The sequence below is a fragment of the Curtobacterium sp. NPDC087082 genome (assembly GCF_044745045.1).
GTDB lineage: Bacteria > Actinomycetota > Actinomycetes > Actinomycetales > Microbacteriaceae > Curtobacterium.
In genome coordinates, this window is sequence record NZ_JBIUZN010000005.1 from 373,005 (window position 1) to 385,055 (window position 12,051).

Annotated in this window: 13 protein-coding genes; 12 read left to right on the plus strand and 1 reads right to left on the minus strand. The window is 72.1% G+C overall.

The features are described 5' to 3' along the window. The first annotated feature begins 20 nt into the window (after positions 1–20). The 8 genes from ACIPEP_RS15315 (at position 21) to scpB (ending at position 6,514) form a co-directional block, all read left to right on the plus strand. Positions 21–1,145, plus strand: a complete 1,125-nt coding sequence (locus ACIPEP_RS15315; RefSeq protein ID WP_070416500.1) for a histidinol-phosphate transaminase — start codon at positions 21–23, stop codon at positions 1,143–1,145. Further along, entirely contained in the window at positions 1,142–1,744 is a 603-nt protein-coding gene (gene hisB, locus ACIPEP_RS15320) for an imidazoleglycerol-phosphate dehydratase HisB (protein WP_071301667.1), read from the plus strand. Before ACIPEP_RS15315 ends, hisB begins: the two co-directional genes overlap by 4 nt. Then, positions 1,741–2,382 carry an imidazole glycerol phosphate synthase subunit HisH gene (gene hisH, locus ACIPEP_RS15325; RefSeq protein WP_402717725.1) on the plus strand — a complete coding sequence of 214 codons (642 nt, stop codon included), beginning with the start codon at positions 1,741–1,743 and terminating at the stop codon, positions 2,380–2,382. The genes hisB and hisH overlap by 4 nt, the downstream gene beginning before the upstream one ends. A gap of 63 nt (positions 2,383–2,445) precedes the next feature. After that, positions 2,446–3,192: a bifunctional 1-(5-phosphoribosyl)-5-((5-phosphoribosylamino)methylideneamino)imidazole-4-carboxamide isomerase/phosphoribosylanthranilate isomerase PriA gene (gene priA, locus ACIPEP_RS15330; protein WP_402717726.1), complete on the plus strand. Its 747-nt coding sequence runs from the start codon at positions 2,446–2,448 to the stop codon at positions 3,190–3,192. A 4-nt stretch (positions 3,193–3,196) separates the two neighbouring features. Then, positions 3,197–4,033, plus strand: coding sequence for an SseB family protein (locus ACIPEP_RS15335; protein ID WP_402717727.1), 837 nt, complete (start codon positions 3,197–3,199; stop codon positions 4,031–4,033). Between the two features lie 91 nt (positions 4,034–4,124). Continuing rightward, positions 4,125–5,003 carry a ParA family protein gene (locus tag ACIPEP_RS15340; RefSeq protein WP_070416496.1) on the plus strand — a complete coding sequence of 293 codons (879 nt, stop codon included), beginning with the start codon at positions 4,125–4,127 and terminating at the stop codon, positions 5,001–5,003. Then, on the plus strand, positions 4,987–5,835 hold the full coding sequence (locus ACIPEP_RS15345; protein WP_402717728.1) for a segregation and condensation protein A: 849 nt from the start codon (positions 4,987–4,989) through the stop codon (positions 5,833–5,835). Before ACIPEP_RS15340 ends, ACIPEP_RS15345 begins: the two co-directional genes overlap by 17 nt. Then, positions 5,825–6,514, plus strand: a complete 690-nt coding sequence (gene scpB / locus ACIPEP_RS15350) for an SMC-Scp complex subunit ScpB (RefSeq protein WP_254789341.1) — start codon at positions 5,825–5,827, stop codon at positions 6,512–6,514. The genes ACIPEP_RS15345 and scpB overlap by 11 nt, the downstream gene beginning before the upstream one ends. Before the next feature lie 85 nt (positions 6,515–6,599). On the opposite strand, the gene ACIPEP_RS15355 is transcribed toward scpB, so the two are convergent. Next, the gene (locus tag ACIPEP_RS15355) at positions 6,600–7,469 is read right to left on the minus strand and encodes a hypothetical protein (RefSeq protein WP_402717729.1); all 870 of its coding nucleotides are present in this window, start codon (positions 7,467–7,469) and stop codon (positions 6,600–6,602) included. Between the two features lie 234 nt (positions 7,470–7,703). On the opposite strand from ACIPEP_RS15355, the gene ACIPEP_RS15360 reads away from it, so the two are divergent. The 4 genes from ACIPEP_RS15360 to der all read left to right on the plus strand — a co-directional run bounded on the left by ACIPEP_RS15360 (position 7,704) and on the right by der (position 12,043). Continuing rightward, positions 7,704–8,459, plus strand: coding sequence for a pseudouridine synthase (locus ACIPEP_RS15360; protein ID WP_402717798.1), 756 nt, complete (start codon positions 7,704–7,706; stop codon positions 8,457–8,459). A gap of 19 nt (positions 8,460–8,478) precedes the next feature. Then, a complete protein-coding gene (locus ACIPEP_RS15365) occupies positions 8,479–9,603 on the plus strand; it encodes a prephenate dehydrogenase (protein WP_402717730.1) in 1,125 nt (374 codons plus the stop codon). A gap of 167 nt (positions 9,604–9,770) precedes the next feature. Beyond that, entirely contained in the window at positions 9,771–10,454 is a 684-nt protein-coding gene (gene cmk, locus ACIPEP_RS15370) for a (d)CMP kinase (protein WP_267484435.1), read from the plus strand. A 68-nt stretch (positions 10,455–10,522) separates the two neighbouring features. Next, positions 10,523–12,043 (plus strand): ribosome biogenesis GTPase Der, encoded by a 1,521-nt coding sequence (gene der, locus ACIPEP_RS15375; protein ID WP_402717731.1) that lies wholly within the window; start codon positions 10,523–10,525, stop codon positions 12,041–12,043. The last annotated feature ends 8 nt before the right edge of the window (positions 12,044–12,051 follow it).

A 12,051-nucleotide genomic window follows, 5' to 3' on the forward strand; every position in this document is an offset into this window, starting at 1 on the left:
GAGCGGCCTACGATGGATCGGTGGCATTCACGCTCGAAGACCTCCCGATCCGAGACGACCTGCGCGGGCAGAGCCCGTACGGCGCCCCGCAGAAGCACGTGCGCGTGCAGCTCAACGTCAACGAGAACACGCATCCGGTGCCGGCCGACGTCGCCGAGGACATCGTGTCGTCGATCCGCCAGGCGCTGACGACCGTGAACCGCTACCCCGACCGTGAGTTCACCGAGCTGCGGCAGTCCCTCGCGGACTACCTCCAGCGCGACCTCGCCCCGGGCCAGGCGCTCGGTCCGGAGCAGATCTGGGCGGCCAACGGCTCGAACGAGGTGCTCCAGCAGCTGCTCCAGGCCTTCGGTGGGCCGGGTCGTACCGTGCTCGGGTTCCCTCCGACCTACTCGATGCACTCGATCCTTGCGTCGGGCACCGGCACGACCTGGATCCCGGCGCAGCGCGACGACGAGTTCCGCATCGCGCCCGAGACGGTGGTGGCCGCCATCCGTGAGCACCAGCCGGACATCGTGTTCCTCTGCGGGCCGAACAACCCCACGGGCACGCCGCTCCCGATCGAGACGATCGAGGCCGCCTACGCCGCGACCGACGGCATCGTGATGGTGGACGAGGCCTACGCCGAGTTCATGCCCGCCGACGCCCCGAGCGCCCTCACCCTGCTGCCCGGGCGGGAGCGTCTCATCGTGTCCCGCACGATGAGCAAGGCGTTCGCGTTCGCCGGTGCCCGCGTGGGCTACATGGCCGCCCACCCGGCCGTCATCGACGCGATCCGACTCGTCCGGCTGCCGTACCACCTCTCCGCCCTGACCCAGGCGGCAGCGGTGGCGGCGCTCCGGCACGCCCCCGCGATGCTCGCGATGGTCGACGACATCACGCAGCAGCGCGACCGCATGGTGACCGAACTCCGGGCGATGGGCTACCGCACGTACGAGACGTGGTCGAACTTCGTCCTGTTCGGCGGCGTCGCCGACCCGCACGCCGCGTTCGAAGCGCTGCTCGAGCAGGACGTGATCGTGCGCGACCTCGGCATCCCGAACCACCTGCGGGTGAGCGCCGGCACGGAAGAGGAGACCACCGTGTTCCTCGACGCCATGCGCCGCGTCGCCGCCGATCAGCCGCCGGTTAGGGTTGCAGCATGACCGCGCGCACCGCCACGATCAGCCGGAGCACGAGCGAGTCGAGCATCGAGCTCGAACTCGACCTCGACGGCACCGGCACGTCCGACATCTCGACGAGCGTGCCGTTCTTCGACCACATGCTGACGGCGTTCAGCAAGCACTCGCTCATCGACCTCCGCGTGCGGTCGACCGGCGACACCCACATCGACGTCCACCACACCGTCGAGGACACCGGCATCGTGCTCGGCCAGGCGCTCAAGCAGGCCCTCGGTGACCGTGCCGGCATCGGTCGGTACGGGGACGCCCTCGTGCCGCTCGACGAAGCGCTCGCCCAGGCCGTGGTCGACGTCTCCGGCCGGCCGTTCCTCGTGCACTCCGGCGAGCCCGCGGGCTTCGAGTTCCACCGGATCGGCGGCCACTTCACCGGCTCGATGGTCCGCCACGTGTTCGAGGCGATCACCTTCAACGCCGGCATCACGGTGCACGTCCGCGTGCTCGAGGGCCGCGACCCGCACCACATCGCCGAAGCCGAGTTCAAGGCGTTCGCCCGGGCGATGCGCACGGCGGTCGAACTCGACCCCCGCGTGGACGGCATCCCGTCCACCAAGGGCACGCTGTGACCGCCGGGGCGAAGCCGAACGTCGTCGTCCTCGACTACGGGTCGGGCAACGTCCACTCCGCCGCCAAGGCGCTCGAACGCGCCGGCGCCGACGTCACCCTGACGTCGGACAAGCAGGCGGCGCTCCGGGCCGACGGACTGCTGGTCCCCGGCGTCGGGGCGTTCGGAGCCGTGGTCGAGCAGCTCGAGGGCGTCCGGGGCGGCGAGATCGTCGACCACCGTCTCGCCGGCGGCCGTCCGGTCCTCGGGATCTGCGTCGGCATGCAGGTGCTCTTCTCGCGCGGCATCGAGCGCGGTGCCGACGTCGAGGGGCTCGGTCAGTGGCCGGGCACGGTCGAGCAGATCCAGGCCGCCGTCCTGCCCCACATGGGGTGGAACACGGTCGACGCTCCTGCGGACTCGGTGTTGTTCGAGGGCCTGCACGACGAGCGCTTCTACTTCGTGCACTCGTACGGCGTGACCGACTTCCCGCTCGAGGCGTACGGGCCGTTCCGCGCACCGCGCCTGACCTGGGCCGAGCACGGGCAGCGGTTCGTCGCCGCGGTCGAGAACGGTCCGCTCACCGCCACCCAGTTCCACCCCGAGAAGTCCGGCGAGCCGGGCATCCGACTGCTCCGCAACTGGGTGCAGTCGCTCTGAGACCCGCGGCGACACGTCGCGAACGACGACGCGCCCGACGACCCCCGCAACGAAGACAGGACCATGACCGAGCTCTCCACCACCCCGCCCCTCGTCCTGCTGCCCGCCGTGGACGTCGTCGACGGCCAGGCGGTGCGCCTCACCCAGGGCGAGGCCGGCAGCGAGACGTCCTACGGCGACCCGGTGTCAGCAGCCCGGACGTGGCGTGACCAGGGTGCCGAGTGGATCCACCTCGTCGACCTCGACGCGGCGTTCGGCCGCGGTGACAACCGGAAGGTCATCGCACACGCCATCCGCGAGGTCGAGGGCGTCGCCGTCGAGCTCTCGGGCGGCATCCGCGACGACGCCTCGCTCGAGGCAGCCCTCGCGACCGGTGCCGCACGCGTGAACCTCGGCACCGCCGCGCTCGAGGACCCGGAGTGGGCGGCCCGCGTGATCCGGACGTACGGCGAGCAGATCGCCGTCGGGCTCGACGTGCGCGGCACGACCCTCGCCAGCCGGGGTTGGACGGAGGACGCCGGCGACCTGTGGGAGGTCCTCGACCGCCTCGAGGAAGCCGGCTGCGCCCGGTACGTCGTGACCGACGTGACGAAGGACGGCACCCTGCAGGGCCCGAACGTCGACCTCCTCCGCGAGGTCTGCGACCGTACCGACCAGCCCGTCGTGGCCTCCGGCGGGATCTCGACGCTCGACGACCTCCGTGCACTGCGTGCGCTCGTGCGGCACGGACTCGAGGGCGCGATCATCGGCAAGGCGCTCTACTCGGGGGCGTTCACGCTCCCGGCCGCGCTCGACATCGCCTCGGAGTAGGCGCGTGGCGGGCATCTCGAACGGTCGCGGCACCGGACCCGACAGGCCCGCGGGCGACGGGCACCCGGACGACGCGCACACCCCCGGTGGGGCGGCGGACTCCGCGGGCTTCGCCTGGGCCGGGCGCACGTTCGACCAGCACGACACGACGTTCGACGACGACGACGGTCTGGCCGACCCGGCCGTCGTCGCCGCGATCACGGCGCTGCCGGACGGGGGGTCGCAGCAGGTGGTCGTCGACGCACTCCGCACCGCACGGCTGCTCATCCCGCTCATCGCCGAGGCCGGAGACATCGGGCACACCGACGCCGGCAAGCTCGTCGACAAGACGCAGGAGCTCTCCATCGTGACGGTCGCCGGCCCGGACGGTCGCAGCGTCATGCCGGCCTTCACCTCGGTCGAGGCGATGCGCTCCTGGGACGCGGACGCCCGACCGGTGCCGGCGGACTCGCGGCGGGTGGCCATGGCTGCGGCGAGCGAGGAGACCCAGCTCGTGGTCCTCGACCCGACGGCGCCGACCGAGTTCGTGCTCCGTCGCCCCGCGGTGTGGGCGATCGGGCAGGACCTGCCGTGGACGCCCTGCTTCGAGGACCCGGAAGTGGCCCGGGCCTTCGCCGACTCCGTCGTGGGGGAGCGTGCGGTGGCGCGGGTCGAGCTGGCCCCGGGGGACCCGCTCGGACGGTTCGCCGGTGCGGAACTGACGGTGGGGCTGGCGCTCCACCCCGGACTCGACCAGACGCAGGTGCAGGAGCTCGTGGGGCGCCTGCAGCAGCGCTGGACGGCGGACGCCGTCATCGCGGAACGCGTGGACAGCATGCGGGTGGCGCTGCGCCCAGCGTGAGTCGCGCCTCCTGGCCTCGACCTGCGGCGGTGCGGCCCGACCTGCGGCGGTGCGGCCCGGCCCGGCGGCCGGTCGCCGGTACGATGACGGGGTGAGCACGAACCCGACGACCACCCCCGGAACCGGCGAGACCACCTACGGTCCGACCGGACGGCCCGTCCGGCAGTTCGCGGTGCCCGAGGAGCTCGACGGCCACGGTCCCGCTCGCATCATCGCGCTGTGCAACCAGAAGGGCGGCGTCGGCAAGACCACGACGTCGATCAACCTCGGCGCGGCGCTGGCGGAGTACGGGCGCAAGGTCCTCGCGGTGGACTTCGACCCGCAGGGCGCGCTGTCGGCCGGCCTCGGCGTGCGGACCCACGACATCCCCACCGTCTACGACCTGCTGATGGGGTCGATCAAGGACCCGAACCAGGTCATCCAGCCGACGAACACGCCCTACCTCGACGTGATCCCGGCGAACATCGACCTCTCCGCGGCCGAGGTGCACCTCGTGAACGAGGTCGCGCGCGAGCAGATCCTCGCGAGCGTGCTCCGGAAGGTCGCGAACGACTACGACGTGATCCTCGTCGACTGCCAGCCGTCGCTCGGGCTGCTGACCGTGAACGCCCTGACGGCGGCGCACGGCGTCCTCATCCCGCTCGAGTGCGAGTTCTTCGCCCTGCGTGGTGTGGCGCTGCTCATCGAGACGATCGACAAGGTGCGCGACCGGCTCAACCCGGCGCTGCAGCTCGACGGGATCCTCGCGACGATGTACGACTCGCGCACGCTGCACTCGCGCGAGGTCATGGAGCGCGTCGTGGACACCTTCGACGACCGCGTGCTCGACACCGTCATCGGCCGGACCGTGAAGTTCCCGGACGCCACGGTCTCGGCGCGCCCGATCACGCAGACCGCGCCGGACCACGCGGCCGCACACGCGTACCGGCAGCTCGCCAGGGAGCTCGTCGAGCGTGGCGCCGTCGCCTGACCCCGGACCTGCCGGACAGCCGGCACCCGCCGGCACGCAGACCGCGGCCGGCTTCCGGGTCCGGCTCCGCAACTTCGACGGCCCGTTCGACCTGCTCCTCTCGCTCATCACGAAGCACGAGCTCGACATCACCGAGGTCTCGCTCGGCGCCGTGACGGGCGAGTTCATCGAGTACGTGCGCCAGGCCGAGTCCCAGGACGAACTCGACGAGGCCAGCGAGTTCCTCGTCGTCGCCGCCACGCTGCTCGACCTCAAGATCGCCGGACTCCTGCCGCAGGGCGAGCTCGTCGACGCCGAGGACGTCGCCCTGCTCGAGGCCCGCGACCTCCTGTTCGCCCGACTGCTGCAGTACCGGGCGTTCAAGCAGGCCGCCGACTGGTTCGGCTCCCGCTGGCTGACCGAGTCCCGACGCCACGTGCGGAGCGTCCGGCTCGAGGAGCGGTTCCGCGCCCGGACCCCCGAGCTCGTCTGGACCCTGTCGGTGCAGGACTTCGCCGCGCTGGCGACCCTGGCGTTCGCTCCGCGGGAGCTCCCGACGGTCGGACTCGACCACCTGCACGCCCCGCTCGTCAGCATCCGGGAGCAGGCCGCGATCGTCGTCTCGATCCTCCGCACGCGTGCCGACGAGGACGTCTCGTTCCGCGAACTGATCGCCGGCGTCTCGGAGACGGGTATCGTGGTGGCTCGCTTCCTCGCGATCCTGGAGCTGTACCGGAACGCATCCATCTCGTTCGAACAGTTCGAACCGCTCGGGGAGCTGACGCTGCGCTGGACCGCCGAGGACTGGTCCGACGAGAGCCTCGCCAACCTGGGAGCCGACTATGACGGATGACGTGCACGACACGTCCAGTGCCGAACCCGGCGGCGCCGACGAGATGGCCGACGCCCGCGCGATCGAGCGCGAGATCCACGAGGCGCACGAGCGTGCCGCCCGGCCGGAGATCCCCGTCGACCGACAGCTCGAGGCGATCCTCATGATCGCCGACGAACCCCAGTCGCTCGTGTCCCTCGGCGCGGCCGTGGGGGCTCCCGTCCCCGTGGTCAGGCAGGCCATCGAGCGTCTCGTGGCAGACTTCGACGGGGTCGACGGCACGATCCGCCGCGGGTTCGAACTCCGCGAGGTCGGCGGCGGCTGGCGCTTCTACGTCCGGCAGGACCTCGACGACGTCGTCGAGCAGTTCGTCGAGGCCGAACGCCCCTCCCGCCTGTCGCAGGCCGCGCTCGAGACCCTCGCGGTCGTCGCGTACAAGCAGCCGATCACCCGGTCGCAGATCGCCTCGATCCGCGCCGTCAACGTCGACGGCGTCGTCCGCACGCTCGTCGCGCGCGGCCTCATCGAGGAGTCGTTCACCGACGCCGAGACCGGCGCCATCAACTACGTCACGTCCGACCTGCTCCTGCAGCAGCTCGGCATCAACTCGCTCGACGAGCTGCCGCTCATCTCGCCCCTCCTGGACGACGGTGCCGGCGGCTTCGAGCAGAACGAAGGGATCCCCGATGGCCGCGTATGAGGAAGAACGACGAGGCGGCCCACGGGGTGGCGCGGGCCGGGACGGCGCGGGTCGCCGGGACGGCGCAGGTCGTCCTGGAGGCGCGTCACGCGACCGCACCGCCGGCTCCGGCCGTGCGGGTGGCCGGTCCGAGAGCGCTGGTCGCGACGAGCGCGGAGGCTACCGCGGGCGTGACGAGCGTCCTGCTTCCGGTGGGTACCGGGGCCGTGACGAGCGTCCGTCCTCTGGCGGTGGGTACCGGGGTCGTGACGACCGTGCGGGGTCCGGCCGGCGTGACGACGACCGCGGGGGCTACCGCGGCCGTGACGAGCGTCCGTCGAGCGGCGGCGGGTACCGCGGTCGTGACGAGCGTCCGGCGTCCGGTGGTGGATACCGCGGCCGTGACGAGCGTCCGTCGTCCGGTGGTGGGTACCGGGGTCGTGACGACCGCCGTGATGCTCCGCGCCGTGACGATGACCGCGGTGGCTACCGCGGGCGCGACGAGCGTCCGGCGTCCGGTGGTGGGTACCGGGGTCGTGACGACCGCCGTGATGCCCCGCGCCGTGACGATGACCGTGGAGGCTACCGCGGCCGTGACGAGCGTCCGGCCTCCGGTGGTGGGTACCGCGGGCGTGACGAGCGTCCGTCCTCGGGTGGCGGGTACCGCGGGCGTGACGAGCGTCCGGCGTCCGGTGGTGGGTACCGGGGTCGCGACGACCGCGGGGGAGACCGGGGTCGGTTCGTCGGCCGCGAGGACGACCGCCGCGGCAGCGACCGCGGCGGGTTCAACCGCCGTGACGACGACCGCGGCGGGTACCGGGGTCGTGACGAGCGCCCCGCGTCCGGCGGGTACCGCGGCCGTGACGATCGGCGTGACGACCGTCGTGACGCCCCCCGACGCGACGACGACCGCCGCCGTGACCCCGCCCGCGAGGACCGCCGTGCCCCGGACGGCCGACCCAGCACGGTGTGGCACAACGGCCGACGCTACGTCGGCGGCACCACCACGGCGCGCAACGGCGACCGGCCCCGGAACACCGGCCCGCGCGGCACCGACCGCCGCACCACCCCGCAGCCCGAGGGTGCTCGCGACCAGCAGGGCCAGCCGCTCGAGGGCACGCCCGAGCGCCCGATCATCCCGGACTGGGACGCGGCGGACGGGACGGCGACCGCCGGGGCCGCGCCGCGCCTCCAGGCAGAGGGGGAGCGCCTGCAGAAGGTGATCGCCGCTGCGGGCGTGGCATCTCGCCGCGTCGCGGAGAACCTGATCGTCGAGGGCCGCGTGACGGTCAACGGCGAGGTCGTCGACGCGCTCGGCCGGCGTGTCGATCCCGAGACCGACCAGATCGCGGTGGACGGCGTCCCGGTGCAGATCGACAGCTCGCGCCGCTACGTGCTGCTCAACAAGCCGACCGGCATGGTCTCCAGCCTGCAGGACGAGCGTGGACGTCGTGACCTGTCCGAGTACGTCGACCGGTACGAGGAGCGCCTGTTCAACGTCGGGCGGCTCGACACCGAGACGTCCGGGCTGCTCGTGCTGACGAACGACGGGGACCTCGCGCACGTCCTGGCGCACCCGTCGTTCGGGGTGACGAAGACGTACATCGCGAAGGTGCGCGGCAACGTGAACCCCGCGACGGTGCAGCGGCTGCTCGACGGTGTGGAGCTCGAGGACGGTCCGATCGCGGCCGACAAGGTCCGCCTGCTCGAGTCCTCGCGCGGGGAGTCGCTCGTCGAGATCACGCTGCACTCCGGTCGCAACCGGATCGTGCGTCGCATGCTCGACGAGGTCGACCACCCCGTCCTCGACCTGGTCCGGCGGTCGTTCGGGCCGCTGCACCTCGGGTCCCTGCCGATCGGCAAGACCCGGGAGCTGTCGACGGTCGAGCTCGGTTCGCTCCTCCGCATCGCCCGTGAGGCGAAGGGTTCTCCCCAGGCCTCGGACGGCGAAGAGTCCTCGGACTGACGATCGGTAGGCTTGCGGGGTGACCGACGCCACCACCCCGCTCGTCGAACCGGCCATCGACCGGCGGCTCCGGGGACCCGTGCGGATCGTCGGCGCGGGCCTGCTCGGTGCGTCCATCGGCCTGGCGCTGCGTGAGAAGGGTGTCGAGGTCGTCCTCGACGACGTCTCGCCCGCAGCCCTGGCGCTCGCCGTCGACTACGGCGCCGGGCGTCGACCGGCTCCCGGTGACCGTCCGGAACTCGTCGTGGTGGCCGTCCCGCCGGACGTCGTCGCGACGGTGGTCGAGCGCGAGCTCGCTGCCTTCCCCGGTGCCGTCGTCACCGACGTGGCGAGCGTGAAGTCGGGGCCGCTCGCCTCGCTCCGGGCAGCCGGCGCCGACATCTCGCGCTACATCGGCTCGCACCCCATGGCGGGCCGCGAACGCAGCGGGCCGACGGCCGCGCGCGCCGATCTCTTCCTCGGGCAGCCGTGGGTGATCGCCGGGCACGACGACATCACGTACCAGCGTGCCGCCGTGGTGGAAGACCTGGCGCTCGACGTCGGCGCGACCGTGGTCCCGATGGAACCGGAGTCGCACGACCTCGCGGTGGCGTACGTCTCGCACGCACCGCAGCTGGTGTCCACGCTGATGGCCTCCCGGCTGCGGGACGCCCCCGACGGCTCGCTCGGCCTCGCGGGCGGCGGCGTCCGTGACGTGACCCGCATCGCCGCGAGCGACCCGGGGTTGTGGGTGCAGATCATCGGTGCGAACGCGTCGCGCATCCGGCCGGTGCTCGCGGACCTCCGCGACGACCTCGACCGGGTGCTCGCCGCACTCGAGGACCCGACCGCGCCCGGTTCGCCCCGCGCCCTCGCCGAGACCATCGCCGCGGGCAACCGCGGCGTCGAACGGCTGCCGGGCAAGCACGGCACCACGAAACGCTTCGCCCAGGTGGTCGTCCTCGTCGACGACACCCCGGGCCAGATCGCCGCCCTCCTCACGTTCATCGGGGAGATCGGCATCAACCTCGAGGACATGCGCCTCGAGCACTCACCGGGCGCGCAGATCGGCATCGTCGAGGTGTCGGTCGTGCCCGAGCAGGAACAGCGACTCGTCGACGAACTCGAGGGTCGCGGATGGAGGATCGCAGCAGCATGGGCCTGAACAACGACGACTCCGGCGTGACCGGTGGACCCGACGGACCCGACACGGGGCTGCCCACGCCCGGCGACCAGCCCGGCCCGATCGGCGGTGCCGGCGGAGCGGGTGGCGGTCTCGACGGGCAGGGCGGCGGCGAGCCCGGTTCGACGCGCGACCCCCTGCCGGCCGGACTGCCGGACGGCGCCTTCGTCGCGAAGTTCGTGATCGCGGTCGACGGCCCCGCGGGCAGCGGCAAGTCGAGCGTGTCCCGCGCCGCGGCGCGCGCGCTCGGCTTCGGCTACCAGGACACCGGTGCCGCCTACCGTGCGCTCGCCTGGCACGCACTGCAGCAGCAGGTCGACCTCGACGACGCCGCCGCGGTCCTGGCGAGCTGGGACACCTTCGACTACGAGATCGGCACCGACCCGGACGCCTACTTCGTCCAGGTGAACGGCACCGACGTCACCGACGCGATCCGCACGCCCGAGGTCACCGCCGCGGTCGCCCACATCGCGAAGCTTCCCGAGGTCCGGCAGCGGCTCGTGCAGCTCTTCCGGAACGTGATGCGCAAGGCCGAGGGCCGGGGCATCATCACCGAGGGGCGTGACATCACCACGGTCGTCGCGCCCGACGCCGAAGTCCGGATCCTCCTCACGGCCGACGAGTCCGTTAGAATGGCTCGGCGCTCGGCTGAGGTCACCACCCAGTCGGCCGCCGAGACCTCCGCCGCACTCGCTCGTCGCGACGCGGCGGACGCGAAGGTCGTCGACTTCATGAACGCCGCCGACGGCGTCACGACGCTCGACTCCACCGACCTCGACTTCGACCAGACCGTGCAAGCGGTCGTCGACCTGGCCCGCGCGACCGGGCACTGACCACCAGGGCCACGCGCGGCCACGCACTGACAACACGCGGCCGAAGGGTCGCCGGCAAGGACACCCACATGGCGCAGCTGGACAACCCAGAACACGACGACTTCCCCGAGTACGACGACGCTCTCGGCGAGCGGATCGCCGGGCTCGACGAAGCCGAGGCCGAGCAGCGGGCGAACGCGCTCCGCGCCGGGCTCGAGGACTACGAGCTCGACGAAGAGGACGTCGCCCTGCTCGAAGCCGGGCAGCTCGGCGAGGACGGCATCACGTACCTGCCGGCCTACCCGGTGCTCGCGATCGTCGGGCGACCGAACGTCGGCAAGTCGCAGCTGGTCAACCGCATCCTCGGTCGCCGCGAAGCCGTCGTGCAGGACACCCCCGGTGTCACGCGTGACCGCGTCGCCTACAAGGCGGAGTGGAACGACAAGCGCTTCACCCTCGTCGACACCGGCGGGTGGGAGCCCGACGCCAAGGGCATCAACGCCTCCGTCGCCGCCCAGGCCGAGGTCGCGATCGACCTCGCCGACGCGGTGCTCTTCGTCGTGGACGTCACGGTCGGCATCACCGCCACCGACGAGCACGTCGTGAAGATGCTCCGCGGCACCGACCGTCCGGTCATCGTCGTCGCGAACAAGTCGGACGACGACCGGCGCGACCTCGACGCCTACGAGCTCTGGAATCTCGGTCTGGGGCAGCCGTACCCGGTGTCGGCGCTGCACGGTCGTGGCGTCGCCGATCTCCTCGACCTCATCATCACGACGCTCCCCGACACCTCGGCCGTCGCCAAGCAGGAGGTCGGCGGACCCCGTCGCGTCGCGATCCTCGGCCGTCCGAACGTCGGCAAGAGCTCGCTCCTGAACAAGGCCGCCGGCGAAGAGCGCGTCGTCGTCAACGAGCTGTCGGGGACGACCCGCGACCCGGTGGACGAGCAGATCGAGCTCGGCGGCCGTGTCTGGCGCTTCGTCGACACCGCCGGCATCCGCAAGCGCGTGCACCTGCAGCAGGGGGCCGACTTCTACGCCTCGCTCCGCACGACCGCGGCGCTCGAGAAGGCCGAGGTCGCCGTGGTCGTCCTCGACGTCACCGAGCCGATCTCCGTGCAGGACCTCCGCATCATCGACCTCGTCCTCGAGTCCGGTCGTGCGCTGGTGCTGGCCTACAACAAGTGGGACCTGCTCGACGACGACCGACGCCGCTACCTCGAGCGCGAGATCGAGCAGGACCTCGCGCACGTGGCGTGGGTCCCGCGCGTCAACATCTCCGCACGCACCGGTCGCCACCTCGAGAAGCTCGTGCCGGCCCTCGAGACCGCGCTCGACTCGTGGGACACCCGCATCCCGACGGGCAAGGTCAACGCCTTCATCGCCGAGCTCGTGCAGGAGCACCCGCACCCGGTCCGTGGTGGCAAGCAGCCCCGCATCCTGTTCGGGACCCAGGCGTCGAGCCAGCCGCCGACGTTCGTGCTGTTCACGACGGGCTTCCTCGACCCGCAGTACCGACGCTTCATCACGCGTCGACTGCGCGAGGTCTGGGGCTTCTCGGGCACGCCGATCAACGTCAACATGCGGGTGCGCGAGCGCCGCAAGCGCTGAGGTCGATC

What these genes read in the sequence shown, in the direction of transcription:
- priA (WP_402717726.1), top strand. Translation starts at nt 2,446, where the DNA reads ATGACCGAGCTCTCCACCACCCCGCCCCTCGTCCTGCTGCCCGCCGTG.
- hisB (WP_071301667.1), top strand. Translation starts at nt 1,142, where the DNA reads ATGACCGCGCGCACCGCCACGATCAGCCGGAGCACGAGCGAGTCGAGC.
- der (WP_402717731.1), top strand. Translation starts at nt 10,523, where the DNA reads ATGGCGCAGCTGGACAACCCAGAACACGACGACTTCCCCGAGTACGAC.
- scpB (WP_254789341.1), top strand. Translation starts at nt 5,825, where the DNA reads ATGACGGATGACGTGCACGACACGTCCAGTGCCGAACCCGGCGGCGCC.